The organism is Ralstonia insidiosa (genome assembly GCF_008801405.1).
GTDB lineage: Bacteria > Pseudomonadota > Gammaproteobacteria > Burkholderiales > Burkholderiaceae > Ralstonia > Ralstonia insidiosa.
In genome coordinates this window covers 135,931-149,420 of record NZ_VZPV01000001.1, presented here as the reverse complement: position 1 = coordinate 149,420, position 13,490 = coordinate 135,931, and the positions used below count along the sequence as shown (strand labels likewise).

The 13,490-nt window shown below is 64.0% G+C and carries 15 protein-coding genes and 1 pseudogene; 5 read left to right on the top strand and 11 right to left on the bottom strand.

Annotated features, from left to right (window positions below; genetic code table 11):
* Window positions 1–12: 12 nt before the first annotated feature.
* The 8 genes and pseudogenes from F7R11_RS00710 to F7R11_RS00675 form a co-directional block, all read right to left on the bottom strand.
* Window positions 13–471, bottom strand: a complete 459-nt coding sequence (locus F7R11_RS00710) for a hypothetical protein (protein ID WP_064805548.1) — start codon at window positions 469–471, stop codon at window positions 13–15.
* Window positions 468–856: pseudogene (locus F7R11_RS00705) on the bottom strand (SgcJ/EcaC family oxidoreductase). Before F7R11_RS00705 ends, F7R11_RS00710 begins: the two are co-directional and overlap by 4 nt.
* Before the next feature lie 40 nt (window positions 857–896).
* Window positions 897–1,334: a hypothetical protein gene (locus tag F7R11_RS00700; RefSeq protein WP_064805546.1), complete on the bottom strand. Its 438-nt coding sequence runs from the start codon at window positions 1,332–1,334 to the stop codon at window positions 897–899.
* Window positions 1,335–1,356: 22 nt separating this feature from the next.
* Complete coding sequence (locus tag F7R11_RS00695) at window positions 1,357–1,770, bottom strand: hypothetical protein (RefSeq protein ID WP_064805544.1); 414 nt, start codon at window positions 1,768–1,770, stop codon at window positions 1,357–1,359.
* Window positions 1,761–2,528, bottom strand: a complete 768-nt coding sequence (locus F7R11_RS00690) for a LysM peptidoglycan-binding domain-containing protein (RefSeq protein ID WP_064805542.1) — start codon at window positions 2,526–2,528, stop codon at window positions 1,761–1,763. Before F7R11_RS00690 ends, F7R11_RS00695 begins: the two co-directional genes overlap by 10 nt.
* A gap of 151 nt (window positions 2,529–2,679) precedes the next feature.
* Complete coding sequence (locus tag F7R11_RS00685; RefSeq protein WP_064805540.1) at window positions 2,680–3,171, bottom strand: cupin domain-containing protein; 492 nt, start codon at window positions 3,169–3,171, stop codon at window positions 2,680–2,682.
* Between the two features lie 202 nt (window positions 3,172–3,373).
* Window positions 3,374–4,069, bottom strand: a complete 696-nt coding sequence (locus tag F7R11_RS00680; protein WP_021197288.1) for a GNAT family N-acetyltransferase — start codon at window positions 4,067–4,069, stop codon at window positions 3,374–3,376.
* Window positions 4,070–4,231: 162 nt separating this feature from the next.
* A complete protein-coding gene (locus tag F7R11_RS00675) occupies window positions 4,232–4,447 on the bottom strand; it encodes a hypothetical protein (protein ID WP_151180495.1) in 216 nt (71 codons plus the stop codon).
* 24 nt (window positions 4,448–4,471) lie between these two features.
* Here F7R11_RS00675 and kefF point away from each other — a divergent pair, with 24 nt between their 5' ends.
* Both kefF and kefC read left to right on the top strand, forming a co-directional pair.
* Window positions 4,472–5,038 (top strand): glutathione-regulated potassium-efflux system oxidoreductase KefF, encoded by a 567-nt coding sequence (gene kefF / locus F7R11_RS00670; protein ID WP_021197289.1) that lies wholly within the window; start codon window positions 4,472–4,474, stop codon window positions 5,036–5,038.
* 30 nt (window positions 5,039–5,068) lie between these two features.
* Window positions 5,069–7,009: a glutathione-regulated potassium-efflux system protein KefC gene (gene kefC / locus F7R11_RS00665; protein ID WP_064805538.1), complete on the top strand. Its 1,941-nt coding sequence runs from the start codon at window positions 5,069–5,071 to the stop codon at window positions 7,007–7,009.
* A 26-nt stretch (window positions 7,010–7,035) separates the two neighbouring features.
* Here kefC and F7R11_RS00660 read toward each other — a convergent pair whose 3' ends face one another.
* Both F7R11_RS00660 and F7R11_RS00655 read right to left on the bottom strand, forming a co-directional pair.
* Entirely contained in the window at window positions 7,036–7,782 is a 747-nt protein-coding gene (locus F7R11_RS00660; RefSeq protein ID WP_231973117.1) for a cellulose 1,4-beta-cellobiosidase, read from the bottom strand.
* Window positions 7,783–7,937: 155 nt separating this feature from the next.
* Window positions 7,938–8,732: a DUF1835 domain-containing protein gene (locus F7R11_RS00655; RefSeq protein ID WP_021197292.1), complete on the bottom strand. Its 795-nt coding sequence runs from the start codon at window positions 8,730–8,732 to the stop codon at window positions 7,938–7,940.
* Window positions 8,733–8,930: 198 nt separating this feature from the next.
* Between F7R11_RS00655 and F7R11_RS00650 the strand changes: the two genes are divergently transcribed.
* On the top strand, window positions 8,931–10,241 hold the full coding sequence (locus tag F7R11_RS00650) for a M20/M25/M40 family metallo-hydrolase (protein WP_064805536.1): 1,311 nt from the start codon (window positions 8,931–8,933) through the stop codon (window positions 10,239–10,241).
* 197 nt (window positions 10,242–10,438) lie between these two features.
* Here the strand turns inward: F7R11_RS00650 and F7R11_RS00645 are convergent, their stop codons facing one another.
* Window positions 10,439–10,723, bottom strand: coding sequence for a hypothetical protein (locus tag F7R11_RS00645; RefSeq protein WP_064805534.1), 285 nt, complete (start codon window positions 10,721–10,723; stop codon window positions 10,439–10,441).
* A 498-nt stretch (window positions 10,724–11,221) separates the two neighbouring features.
* On the opposite strand from F7R11_RS00645, the gene F7R11_RS00640 reads away from it, so the two are divergent.
* Entirely contained in the window at window positions 11,222–12,352 is a 1,131-nt protein-coding gene (locus F7R11_RS00640) for a porin (RefSeq protein ID WP_021197295.1), read from the top strand.
* Window positions 12,353–12,490: 138 nt separating this feature from the next.
* Window positions 12,491–13,489, top strand: coding sequence for a Bug family tripartite tricarboxylate transporter substrate binding protein (locus F7R11_RS00635; protein WP_064805531.1), 999 nt, complete (start codon window positions 12,491–12,493; stop codon window positions 13,487–13,489).
* Window position 13,490 lies beyond the last annotated feature (1 nt).

Here is a 13,490-nt window from a genome sequence, read left to right as displayed (position 1 = left end):
AAGTGTGCAAGCTCAATCGCCACCTATTCGTTGGAGCGGTGGTGTCGGCGACGTGCCGTCCGCCCGCCGCGTGATCGACACGCTAGGCGCCGACGGTGGCGCATGGTGCGCTCGCAGGGTCACGAGCCAATCTCCATGGAACCCATCACACGTGAAACGGAAGTGCTGCTCATCGAGCCACTCGACCTCTTCCAGCAAGTACGTTGTGTACCAGGTGCTGATCGTTTCAAAGCCGATCACCCTATCGAGTCCCGCCGACACCAGCGTAACGGTGATGGCCTCCTCGAATAGGCAGTCGTAGTTGGTGATGAATACGTAGCCGAGCGACGTCTCGTACTGATGCAGCAATATGTAGCCCGGCACCGCGAGCGAGCGGTGTAGCGTGCCGTCCACAAATACACGAGAGTGCCCGGGCCAGGACTTGTAGGGGCCAATATGCCCTTGCAGCTTGAAGCGGTTGACCGGCGTCATGTTGTGGCCTCCGCCACCACCAAATTCGCATCCCGCACCAACCGCCACTTCTTATCCGCCTCCTTGCGCAAGATGGTGAGCGTCTGCCCCGAGCGCCGCACCACCTTCCCATCCGGCATCGTGATGCCGATGCGCAGCGCGTTGCGCAGGTAAGCGATATCGCCAAACATCTGCACTTCCTGATATCGCTCGTGCCGTCCACCTGCACATCCTTCATGCCATTGGACATGGCCGCGAAGGCTTCCTTGCCGAAGGGCGCTTGACCGGGCGTGAGGAACAGCACGTCATCGGTCATCAGGCTGAGCACGGTGGGCCGATCTCCGGCTTTGCTGGCAGCGAGCAAGGTCTCCACTACGTTGCGGATAGCGCGTTCGTCGTCGGTCATGGCGGTGCGGGTGTCGTCGGTGAAAGGGCGGCTTTTCACTCTACACCGCAGGCTCGACCGGCGGCGTTGCGCGGCGTTTCACAAACACCGCCGGCGACAACACCGGAATGTGCCGCGCGCGCAGCGTGACCAGCCAGTCGCCGACGGCACCCTCGCAGGTGAGGCGAAAGTGCTCCGCGTCGATCCACTGCACATCGGCCAGCCAGAACGTGGCGTAGGGCGCGCCGATGGTGGCGGTGTCGATCACGCGTGACAGGTCGTGCGCGACGAGCGTGATGGAGACGGCCTCTTCAAACGGGCAGTCGTACTCGGTGATGAGCACGAAGCCGAGATCGGTTTCGTACTGCCGCAGCAAGTCGTAGCCGGGAATGGCGAGCGTGGGGTGCGGCACGCCGTCAACGATCACGCGCGTGCGCGCGGGCCACTTCTCATACGGGCCGGTGTGCTTCTCCAGGCTGAAGCGTTGGAGCGGCTGCATGGCGGCGGCGCGGTGCGTGCGCTTATTCCTTGCGCATGCCGCAGTTGGCGACCTGCCGGCCGGGCTCAACGGAGTCTTTCCAGCCGGGCTCGTTGCGCTTCTGGTACGCCTCCAGCGACGGGTAGCCGTTCACGTTCCAGAAGGTGTCGTTGTAGCGGGAGACCTCGATGACAGCGAGGCCGCAGCGCTTGTGGCGGTCTTCAATCTTGTACGCGGCGCGCGGTTTGTCGCCAGCCAGATCCTGGTCGAGCACTTTGTAGCGTGCCGGGCCGCACTTGAAGAAGCTGGCGTTCCACTCGATGGTCTTGGGGCGCACGAACAGCGCACCAAAGCAGGCACGGCCATCGCCGCGGTAGGTGCCAGTCAGCGTATCGGCGGCCATGGCCGACTGCGCTGCCAGCAGCGACAGGGCGATCAGCAAGCGGCTTACTTGCATGCGGCAGTCTTCCCGTTGTGGATGAGGGTGAGCGCGTAGTCGAGCTTGCGAGCGTACGACGGGTCTCCAACGTTGTACAGCGCGGCCACGTTTTGCGTGGTGGCGGGCCGCCAGCCGGTAATCACCTGCTGCATGGCGGCCTTGCGGTACTTGATGACCTGGCCGGGCTTGAGAGCGCTGGCACCCGGGTTGAGCGCGCGCAGCTCCGTCAGCGTCGAGCCCTGTGCGCGGGCGATCTTGTCCAGGCTGTCGCCGGCCTTGACGGTTACGTCGTAGACCTTGGTGTCGGCATCCGGCACGCTCTGGATGCTGAACTTGGCCATGCGGGTGAGCAGGTAGCCGATGCCCGCGCGAATGTTCCACGCCGGCACGGTGGCGACGGACGCCGCATTGAGCTTGGTGCGGATGGCGGGCGGCACGATCAGGTCGCTGCCTTCCTTGCCGCGCAGCAGGGTGTTCAGGCCCGGATCACCGGGGTTGCCGATCTGAATCGGGTTGCTGCCCCACTTGGGCGAATCGGCGCCGGTTTCCACCCACAGCATCGCCTTGATGATCTGCCAATCCAGCGGCTGGTAGCCGGCGGTACCCATCAGGAAGCGGTTGTACTCGATGACGGCGGATTGGATATCGCAGTCGTAGCCGTTCCATTGATCTGGATGCTGCGTCGCGCTGTTGACGTAGTCCTGCCAACGCTCGAAATCCGTCTTGGGTTTGGCCGCTGGCTTGGCCTGATGTTGGGTTTGAGCCTTGGTGACCATGCGCCCCTCCGTGGTTGCTTGGCGTGTGGAGGAGCATGGTAGCCAGCGTGCGCCGGCCACGTGTTAAGGGGCGTTTATCTAGCTTGCCGACCGCTGGTTGAGAGGAATGGCTGCCCCGGTGGCCTTGCGGAGCAGCCATTGATGCGGCGTGTTATTGCTTGGGCGACGGATCATCCTGCGGGTTGACGTACTTGATGTCCAGCGGCCCCATGCCATGGATCTGCACCACCGTTGCCGTCTTGGTGAAGGCGTAGTGGTGCACGCCGCCCGGCAGGTTGTGGAAGCCGCCCGCCTTGAGCGCGTGCGCGGCGCCCATGTCCATGGCGTCGCCGCCGCCCAGATAGAGCGTGCCCGAGATCACCGTGATGTTCTCGGTTTGCGTGTGCCAGTGCGGCGGCACCTTGTAGCCGCCCGGTGCCTTCATGCGGATGACGTACGGGCCATCCTTGCCTGGGTCGCCGTAGAGCACGGCCAGCTTGAGCCCCTTGGGCATGCTCGGGGGGCCGTCAACCCACTTCATGCCGGCGGGATTCATCATCATCATTTCGCTGTCGGCGGTGTCCTGGGCGTGGGCGGGCAGGGCGCCCAGGCACAACAGCACGATCGCGCTCAACAGCGGCCAGTGCGCAAGTTGCTTGTTCATCTTCGTCTCCTTCTTGCCTCGGCATCGGCTCGCGGGCGACGAGGGATGGGCCGCCCCTGAAGGGCGAGTGGTGCCTCGCAATCATCGTAGGGGAGGCACCCGTGCGGCTGACAAGCACGCAATCGCTCTAGACGGCGGCCCTTGTGGCGCAGAATGAAAAACGCCCGGTCAGAGCCGGGCGTTTCTTCATTTGCAGGTGCGATCAGACCGTGCGTTTTTGCGGCACCAGCGAGCGCCAGAAGCGCTGGCCGAAGCGGCGTGCATCGCGCAGGTTGCGCTTGAGCAGGTAGTCCAGGTCGGCCACTTGCTCGTCGATGGCCTCGGTCAGCAGGCTCATCGTGTCAGCGGGCGGCAATTCCAGGTAGGCATCGGCTTCACCGTACGCATACTGCACGCGCATACCGGCCTTCTTGGCGATGTGCATCATGGCCGCGTTGCGCGACAGGCAGTGCATGTACAGCGTGCGCACCTTGGTGTTCTGACCGTGCATGGCGGCGCGCTGGAACAACGCACTGCCCACGCCCTTGCCGCGAGCGGATTCCGACACCGACACGCCAAACTCCGCCACACGCCCTTGCGGGTTGTCGCGCAGGTAGGCGAGGTGGCCAACGCCGACCAGCTCCAGGCGCTCGTTATAGACGCCAAAGACCTTGTCGTGGTCGAAGTCGATGCTGTCGACGTACGCTTCGATGACGTGATCCCGCACCACCTGGCCGAAACGCAGCAGGCGGTCTTCCTCGCCCAGGGCGAGCAGGTGTTTGAGCAGGCGCGAGCGATGGTGCGCGGCAAGCTCGCGTACCAGCACGGTGGAACGCGGCGCACCTTGCGCGGCTTCCGTCTTGTCGATGTCGTCTTGGGTGACGACGCCGATGGCCTTGCTCAGTTCGAGCGGGTTCACGACAACGTTTCCTATTCTGTGTACGCCCTTATTGGAAGGGCAACGGGGTGATGGTTTGGAGGCGCGAATGGCGCTTCCGGAGCACGCAGTCGGGTGCAACTGGGTGTTGTGCAACGCACCATGCTATTGTAGGGCAATCAGGGATTTCCCGTAAGACTCGTGTCAGGCTTTCGCCAGAATTTCCCGCCAAATCATTGATTTATCGCAGGCGAGCGCGGCTTCCGGGGGTGTGGTGCATCCACAACGGGCATTGTTGTGATGCACAAAAAGCGCCGCCGGAATCGCCTGATTTGCGCAAATTTGCCCCGCAGCTTCCGCGACGCGCGAGGGCACGCTGTAACGCCGCTCAACAATAGCCGTGCGAAGATGCACGTTCAAGACGCCCCCGCCTCCTGATTTTCCATGACCCCGTCGCGCATTCTTGTGATCTACGCGCATCCTGCGCCGCGCCGCTCGCGCGCCAACAAGCCGCTGGCGCGTGCACTGGCCAGCCTGCCTGGCGTGGCCATGCACGATCTCTACTGGCACTACCCCGATTTCGACATCGATGTGCGCATCGAGCAGGCAGCCGTGGAGGCCGCCGAACTGGTCGTCTTCCAGTTTCCGGTGCAGTGGTACGCCACGCCGTCACTGCTCAAGGAGTGGCTGGACGTGGTGCTGGAGATGGGCTGGGCCTACGGGCCGGGCGGCACCGCCTTGCGCGGCAAGCATCTGATGGTGCTGGCCACCACCGGCGGCCGCGCCCACGCTTACAGCCAGACCGGCACCCACGGCTACACGTTCGACATGTTCCTGCTGCCGCTGCAGCGGACTGCCGCGCTGTGCGGGATGCAGTGGGAGCCGCCACATGTGCTGCACGACGCCGACGACGCGTCACCGGAAGCTATTGACGCCCATATCGCCCAGGTGCGCGCCGCACTGCAGCCGTGGCTGCCGGACAGCACAGACGATAGCGACTTCCCGGTCTGACGTTCCCGATTCTCCGTTTCCTGCCAGCCCATGCAATCGCACGACCTGCTCGTCAACTTCGTCATTTACCTGGCTGCGGCCGTGGCAGCGGTGCCGCTGGCGCGGCGGCTGGGCCTGGGCTCGGTGCTCGGCTATTTGTTGGCCGGCGTGATCGTGGGGCCGTGGGGGCTGCGGCTCATCACCAACGTGCAGTCGATCTTGGATTTCTCTGAGTTCGGCGTCGTGCTGATGATGTTCGTGATCGGGCTGGAGCTGGAGCCGGCGCGGCTGTGGTCGCTCCGGCGCAGCATCTTCGGGTACGGCGGGCTGCAGTTGGCGGTGTGCGCGCTGATGGTCGGGCTGGCGGTCATGGCGGTCGGCCACCCGTGGCGCGCGGCGGTGGTGGCGGGGCTGGGGCTGGCGTTGTCGTCCACCGCCATCGCGCTGGCTACGCTCTCCGAGCGCAACTTGATGCGCACGCCGGCTGGCACGGCCAGCTTCGGCATTCTGCTGTTCCAGGACATTGCGGCCATCCCGATGATCGCGCTGCTGCCACTGCTGGCGGCCGACGCGGGGGATGCGTCCGGCAGCCACAGCTGGATGGCGGCGGCCAAGGCCGTGGGCGTGGTGGCGGCGGTCATCTTTGGCGGGCGTACGGTCCTGCGGCCGGTGCTGCGTGCAATTGCCCGCACCAACATGCGCGAGATGTTCACCTCGTTCTCGCTGCTGCTGGTGGTGGGCATTGCACTGCTGATGCACAGCGTGGGCTTGTCGATGGCGCTGGGTGCCTTCATTGCCGGTGTGCTGCTGGCCGATTCCGAATACCGCCACGCGCTGGAAACCGATATCGAGCCGTTCAAGGGCCTGCTGCTCGGGCTGTTCTTCCTGGCCGTGGGCATGTCGATCGACTTTGGTGTGCTGATGCGCCAGCCGCTGGCGGTGGTGGTGCTGGTGGTGGTCTTCCTGGTGGTGAAGATTGGCGCACTGCGCTTGCTGGCCACGCGCTTTGGCATTGCACGCGGGCAGGCGTGGCTGTTTGCGTTCCTGCTCTCGCAGGGCGGTGAATTTGCCTTTGTGGTGTTCGGCCCCAGCGTGGCGGGCGAGGTGCTGGGCGCAGAGACGGCGGCCACGCTGAACCTGGTGGTGGCCCTGTCAATGGCGGCCACGCCGTTGCTGCTGCTGTTCCACGACAAGTTTCTCGTGCCGCGCCTGACCAGCGGAAAGAAGCGCGTGCCGGAGGCCATCGAACCGCAGGACAACCAGGTCATCATCGCCGGTTTCGGCCGCTTCGGGCAGATCGTCGGGCGCCTGCTCTACAGCCAGGGCTACAGCGCCACGGTGCTCGACCACGATCCTGACCAGATCGACATGCTGCGCCGCTTCGGCTTCAAGGTTTTCTATGGTGATGCCACGCGCATGGACCTGCTGGAAACCGCCGGTGCCGACAAGGCCCGCATGATGGTCGTCGCCATCGACGATATGGAGACCAGCCTGGAGGTGGTTGACCGCGTGCGTGAGCGATTCCCGCACCTGACGCTGTACGTCCGGGCGCGCAACGTGTCGCACGTGTACCAGTTGCGTGACCGCGGCGTGGAGGTGATCGAGCGGGAGATGTTTGAGGGCTCGTTGATGCTCGGCCGCCGCGTGCTGGAGGGTCTGGGCAAGGAGCCGTACGAGGCGCACCGCATTGCCCAGACGTTCCGCCGTCACACGCTCAATTCCATGGATCAGGTCTACCCGGTCTATCGCGATCAGAAGAAGCTCGTGTCGCTCGCCCAGCAGGGCCGCGATGAACTGGCTGAGATGTTCCAGCGCGACCGCATGCAGCGCAAACGCCTGCGTGAATCGGGCATGCCGTGGGGCGAGGGCAACGAACACGACGATGTGACGGAGTCCCAACCCGACGCCGACCTCGTCAACGAGATCGACGGCAGTGAACCCGCTACGCCCATCGATTGCCCGGCGCGCGCCGGCATTCGGCGCGAGGATTGATGCCTCGCGCCTGACGCCTCGGTCGGTCAGCTATAGACGTTGATGCTGCTGCCCACGGCCACGGACGCCGTCGACTGACCGCCCAGGTTCTGCGCCAGCTGCTGCAGGAAGTCTTGCAGCGATGCCGAGCTCGCGGACGACGACGAGCCGCCCGTGCCGCTGGAGCTGCTGCTCGAACCGCCTTGCACGTTGCCCACGAGCTGCTGGAAATCCGATTGCAGCGCCGACAACGCGCTGTTCGACGAGGTATCCCCGCTGTTGAGCTGCGAGATCAGGTTCTGCAGGCCCGACGACAGGTCCGACCCATAGCTGCCCGAAGCGCCGCCTGTACTGGACGTGCTGTCGCTGCCGCTCGCGCTCTTCAGCGCTGCAAACAAGTCGTGCTTGAGCTTGTGGATGTCTTTGCCCACCGACGCGTCGTCGCCAACAGCGGGCGGAGGCGGTGGAGTCGAGCCGTCGGTCGCGTTGGCGGCGGCCGTGCTGCCGGTGCTGCTGACACCACTGGTTGCGCTGGTCGATGATGTCGATGACGTCGACGAGATTGCCGAGGGATCCGACACGCCGGCTTGGGCGAGTGCCTGCTCGATCGCTTGCATGAAATCACCGCCGCCACCGCCGCCGCCATGATGGCGATGGTGGCGTACCGGCGTCGTGCCGGTGGTGCCGGACGTGTCGCTGGTGGAAGTGGCCGTTGTTGCGGTAGTCGCGCTGGTCGACGAGAGGCTGCTCGTCGCATACAGCGATGCATTGCTGCTGAGGGAAGAGATGTCCACGTGTGCCCCCGGAATGGGATGGTTGGTCTGCTTCTGGATTGACGGCCGAAGCCTGCCAGCCTGTAGGCACACACTGAGAAGACGGGGTGAACAAAAAAGGAGCGCTCTGGGCGCTCCTTTTGGATAGGCCTATCAACGGCCCGACTGCGGTGAACTTAAATCGCCACGCTCACATTGCGGCGCAGCTCGCATGTGGAGAGCGAGTCGGCTTCACCGCGCAGCAGCAACTGGCCGTTGCCGACCAGTTCGCGGCAACGCCAGAAGACGAACCAGTCGCTGGCGAGCAACCCATCGATGGCGCCCATGATGCTGCCGACCACGTCGCGTGCGCTGGCCCAGTCGGTCGGCACGTGCTCCAGAATCACTTCGTCGACCGTGGCGTATGACACCGGTACCAGCGTGTTGCCCTTCCACAGGCGCACGTCGGCGTTCTCGCGCACGGTCTGCTGCCACTCGTACGCCAGGCGACCGATGCGCAGCACGGATACCGGTGCGATGGTCGAGAACCGCCGCGCCAGTCGCGCCCCGGAATACATGCCGATGGTCGTGAGTGGCCCCTGGCCGTTGGGCGTTTCCAGTTCGCGCGCATCCATGCCGATTTCGTTGATCCGCTGCGGCGATTGATGCAGATGGAACGCCACCCGGCGCAGCATGAGTTGGTCCGACGCACTCTGGCCGTGCCAGATCGCCACCTCGGTGGTGGCATCGCGCAGGTCTGCCAATGACGCCAGTGCGTCGCGCATTTCAGTGGCGAAATCGATGCTGCTGGTGGGCGCCACGCGCTGCCAGAAGCCCGAGCGCGCCATGGCCACGCTATCGACGTCGGCCAGCGGCCCGACGGCGAGGTCGTCGCGCAGCACTACGACGGAATCGGGGCGGCCTGCCTGTGCGAGCGCCTGCTTGAGCGTGGCGCCGGCAACATCGCCGTTGACGACATGGATGTATTGCATGGCAGCAATTGTAGCGACAGTGTCAGCGGTGTGCTGTCGTTTCAGGTGCGATTTTAGGCAGCACTGCCGATATTCCATTGCGTTGGGTCAGAAGCCCTATTCAGCGAGGGGGAGGGCTCCAGGCAACCATCAGGCGGGCGTGCGAAAATCGCAGTCTGATTTTGTTGCAGACCATAACTACATAGGTGAGGAACGTCCATGAGAGCCAAGTCGATGGTGAGGGGAATGCGGTCGGTCATGCTGGCAGCGCTGGCGATGGGCGGTGCATTGGTGGCGGGTCAGGCCGCCGCCGTGCCCCCTGCTGAGATCTATAAGCGCGCCCAGCAGGAAAAGCCTGCACTGATCGACACCATGAAGACGCTGGTGTCGATTGAATCCGGCAGCAAGGACATCGAAGGCCTGGACAAGATTGCCGGCGTGATTGCCGACCGCCTGCGCCTGCTGGGTGGCGACGTCAAGCTGATCGACCCGAGCGACCACGCGTACCGCATGGCCGACACGCCCGAGAAGATCGGCAAGATGGTGCTCGCGCGCTTCAAGGGCGAGGGCACGCGCAACATCATGCTGATCGCGCACATGGATACGGTGTACCTCAAGGGCATGCTCGCGCAGCAGCCGTTCCGCATCGATGGCGACCGCGCCTACGGCCTGGGTATCGCCGACGACAAGAACGGCGTGGCCGTCATCCTGCACACCGTGTCGATCCTGCAGGCGGTTGGCTTCAAGAAATACGGCACGCTCACCGTGCTCATCAACGGCGATGAAGAGATCAGCTCGCCGGGCGCGCGCGCCATGCAGGCCAAGCTGGGCGCCGAACAAGACGCCGTGTTCTCGTGCGAGGGCACGCGTGTGACCTCCGACAAGCTGTCGCTGGCCACCAGCGGCATCGGTGCCATCCTGCTGGATGTGAAGGGCAAGGCCTCGCACGCGGGCGGCGCGCCGGAGCAGGGCCGCAACGCGCTGTACGAGCTGTCGCACCAGGTGCTGCAGATGCGCGATCTGTCCAAGCCGGAGACCGGCCTCAAGGTCAATTGGACGGTGTCGCAGGCCGGCACCAACCGCAACGTGATTCCGGCCGTGGCGAGCGCCCAGGCAGACGTGCGCCTGCTGCGCGCGGCCGATGCCGACAAGCTGGAAGAGACCGTCAACGAGCGCATCAAGAACAAGCTGATTCCCGATACGCAGGTGACGGCCAAGTTCGAGCGCCGCCGCCCGCCTCTGGAGGCCACGCCGGCTTCGCGCGCGCTGGCCGAGCATGCCCAGAAGATCTACGGCGAGCTTGGCAAGACACTGGAGATTGATGACAAGGCAGAGGGTGGTGGTACGGATGCGGCCTTCGCCGCCTCCAAGACCAAGGCGCCGGTGATCGAGCGCTTCGGCCTGGCCAGCTTCGGGGCGCACTCGAATGACGCCGAGTACGTCGACCTGAACTCCATCGTGCCGCGCCTGTACCTGCTTACGCGCATGGTGATGGATGTGTCGCGTGACCGCGTGGGCGTGACCAAGTAACGATCTTCGCCATCCATATAAGACGGGACGGTTGCCAATCGGCACCGTCCCGTTTTTGTTGAGCACGCGGCAGTCACGAAAAAGCCCCGCTGATGCAACACCAACGGGGCCGGATTGGGCCAAAGGCGGAAAACGGAGGGTGCCTGGAGACCGGCCCTTAACTGAAGAAAGCGCGTGAACAATGTGCGCTTTCCGTATCAACTCGGTACCGGATAACCATAGACTGAGCCACCACCGTCGCGGGTGCGGCCGGCCGGGTCACTGCGCATGCCGTCCGAATACGGGTCAAAGCGGCCGCTGCGCGCGCCTTCTGTGTAGGTGTCGAAGCGCCCGGTGCGGGCACCATCGCTATAGACGTCAAAACGTTCGGCGCGGGCGGCCTGCCCGAACACCTCCACGCGGCTGGCCTGCGCCCAAGCGCCGCCCGCCGCCAGGGCACCTGCCGCCAACAGCGCGGCCATTCCAATTTGCTTGAGTCGCATGGCGAACTCCTTCTTCAACTGATTTTCGATGCTGTTTTAAGGCGTGGTCTTTTGACTGTCCTGCCACGGCCTGAAGCGTAGGTCAGAGGGATGGCCGTATCCACGGTGGTGCGACGAACGGTTTGTTGTGAGCGCCGAAATGATGCGAGTCAGCGTGAATGGCGCCGCAAAACCCACCAAAGGCGGGAGTGTCGGGGGGCGGGGGCCACCTTTTTGCCTAAACAGGGAGTATTGGAAGCCCGCGAGCCAATCTTGGTGCACCACAGCAGGGCGCGACGAGCCGGCAAGCCTTGTCGGAGGCTGTTTTGGTGCAGCGCATTAAGAGCGATGCGTGCTTACCACACTTGGTGGCGCGATTCTGTGAATTGCTTTGCCGCGCATAAGGGCTTTTGTTAAATTTGCGCGGCACTTCCGACACGGAAGCAAAGGAACGGAGGAGCCCAACCTCATGCACACGGGGGCGGGCGGTTTGAGACAACTCTTTTATTACGAGCCCACATGAAAAAGTCTGCCATTCTGGTTGCAGTTGGCGCCCTGTTCGCAGGTTCTGCCTACGCCCAATCGAGCGTGACGCTGTACGGTATTGTCGATACCAGCATTCACTACATCAACAACGCTAACCAAGCTGGCAACAGCGTGACCCAGATGGAAAGCGGTGCTGTGTCCAACAGCCGCTGGGGCCTGAAGGGCTCGGAAGACCTGGGTGGTGGCAACAAGGCACTGTTCGTGCTGGAAAGCGGCTTCAATTCCGATTCGGGCACGATGAGCAGCAAGGGTACGCTGTTCAATCGTCAATCGTTCGTGGGTCTGCAGAACAAGGACCTGGGCACCATCACGCTGGGCCGTCAATACAACTTCGGCTTTACGACTGGCGGCAACTTTGACCCGCTGGGCGTGGGTAACTACGACGGCAACTCGTGGATGTACTACGGCCTGACCGGTCTGCGCGAGTCGAACATGCTGAAGTACGAAGGCAAGTGGAACGGCCTGTCGGTCGGCCTGGCCTACGGCTTTGGTGAAGTGGCTGGCGCTGCTAGCCAGAACTCGTACGTTGGCGGCACGGTGGCCTATGAATTCGGCCCGGCCTACATCGGCGGCTTCGCACAGCAGCACAAGGACATCGCTGGCAACAAGCAAACCGTGTGGGGTATCGGCGGTAACTACACCGTTGGGCCGGCCAAGCTGTACGTGGGCTACATCGACAGCAGCGATGCCACCGGTTGCGTGAACAGCTCGTCGAACTGCGTTGGTGGCAGCGCCTTCGGCCTGAACATCTACGGCAACGCCACCACGGGCGCTGGCCTGACCCCGGGCGCGACGAAGCGTCGTGACCACGTCGGCATCCTGGGCGTGACGTACAACGTCACCCCGGCACTGGCTCTGACGGGCGCGTTCTACTACGACAGCATCAGCAACGCACAGCTGACCGCCGGCAACGACGGCAAGCGCTACACCGGCGTTCTGCTGGCCGAATACGCTCTGTCCAAGCGCACGCAAGTCTACGGCACGATCGACTACAACAAGGTCAAGGACGCAGCACTGCCGCAACTGTCGGGTGGCGGCAACGCAACCGGCATTGGCAAGTCGAACCAGACCAGCGCTGGCGTGGGTATCCGCCACATCTTCTAATCGACGCTGTCACTCGATTGGGAACGGAAAGGCGCCTTCGGGCGCCTTTTCTTTTGCCTTGTTGTCTTGATATGGCGGGGCAAGACTGCCGGGGCATCCGCCTACAATGGCATTTTCTGATTGCCCCTCCTGCGCGCCATGACTGCTGAACGTTCTGCCCGTCGTCGTCTGATTGCTTCTGCTGCGCTGCTGTGTGCTGGTGTTTCGCTGCTCGCTGCGGTGCCCGTGCAGGCGCAGGACTACCCGGCCAAGCCGATCCGCATCATCGTCGCCTATCCGACCGGTGGGATTTCCGACAACGTGGCCCGTGCCCTGGGGGAGAAGCTCTCGGCACAGCTTGGTCAGCCGGTGGTGGTGGAGAATCGCGCCGGTGCGGGCGGCAGTATCGGCATGGATGCGGTGGCCAAGGCTGCGCCCGATGGCTATACGCTGGGCTTTTCGTCGGTGAGCCCACTGACGCTCAACCCGCATTTCGGCAAGCTGCCGTATGACCCGCAGAAGGACATCGCCCCCGTGGCCAACGTCATGTACGCGCCGATGATCCTGCTGGGCACGCCGTCGTTCACGGGCAAGAGCTTTGCCGACATGCTGGGCCAGTCGCGCGCCAAGCCGGGTTCGATCCGCTGGTCGACGTCGGGTCTGGGCACGGTGGGGCATCTGGCGCTGGAGCAGATCAAGACGCAGGCGCGTGTCGATATCACGCTGATTCCGTACAAGGGCGGTGGCCAGCAACTGACGGACGCGCTGGGCGGGCAGGTGGAGGTGATGTCGACTAATGTCGGCCCGACGCTGATGCAGCATATCGCCAGCGGCAAACTGCGCCCCCTTGCGGTGGGCGCGCCGCACCGGCTCGATGCGCTGCCGAACGTGCCGACCTTTGCCGAACTTGGTTATGCCAAGGCCAACATGGCGTCAACGTTCGGTGTGTTTGCGCCGGCCAAGACGCCCGTGCCGGTCATCACGCGGCTGAATGCGGAGATCAACAAGGCGCTGGCCGCGCCCGACCTGCGCGATCGACTCACGCAGGCCGCCGTGGTGCCGGCAGGCGGCACGCCCGAGCAATTTGCTGCCGCTATCCGCGCGGAATACGACAGCAACGGCCGCATCGTGCGCGCCGCGGGCATCAAGGAACAGTAAG

Bases quoted from the DNA above. Each gene is read 5' to 3' on its own strand.
- F7R11_RS00710 (WP_064805548.1), bottom strand. From the start codon at position 471: ATGACGCCGGTCAACCGCTTCAAGCTGCAAGGGCATATTGGCCCCTAC.
- F7R11_RS00700 (WP_064805546.1), bottom strand. From the start codon at position 1,334: ATGCAGCCGCTCCAACGCTTCAGCCTGGAGAAGCACACCGGCCCGTAT.
- F7R11_RS00695 (WP_064805544.1), bottom strand. From the start codon at position 1,770: ATGCAAGTAAGCCGCTTGCTGATCGCCCTGTCGCTGCTGGCAGCGCAG.
- F7R11_RS00690 (WP_064805542.1), bottom strand. From the start codon at position 2,528: ATGGTCACCAAGGCTCAAACCCAACATCAGGCCAAGCCAGCGGCCAAA.
- F7R11_RS00685 (WP_064805540.1), bottom strand. From the start codon at position 3,171: ATGAACAAGCAACTTGCGCACTGGCCGCTGTTGAGCGCGATCGTGCTG.
- kefF (WP_021197289.1), top strand. From the start codon at position 4,472: ATGACCCCGTCGCGCATTCTTGTGATCTACGCGCATCCTGCGCCGCGC.
- kefC (WP_064805538.1), top strand. From the start codon at position 5,069: ATGCAATCGCACGACCTGCTCGTCAACTTCGTCATTTACCTGGCTGCG.
- F7R11_RS00655 (WP_021197292.1), bottom strand. From the start codon at position 8,732: ATGCAATACATCCATGTCGTCAACGGCGATGTTGCCGGCGCCACGCTC.
- F7R11_RS00650 (WP_064805536.1), top strand. From the start codon at position 8,931: ATGAGAGCCAAGTCGATGGTGAGGGGAATGCGGTCGGTCATGCTGGCA.
- F7R11_RS00645 (WP_064805534.1), bottom strand. From the start codon at position 10,723: ATGCGACTCAAGCAAATTGGAATGGCCGCGCTGTTGGCGGCAGGTGCC.
- F7R11_RS00640 (WP_021197295.1), top strand. From the start codon at position 11,222: ATGAAAAAGTCTGCCATTCTGGTTGCAGTTGGCGCCCTGTTCGCAGGT.
- F7R11_RS00635 (WP_064805531.1), top strand. From the start codon at position 12,491: ATGACTGCTGAACGTTCTGCCCGTCGTCGTCTGATTGCTTCTGCTGCG.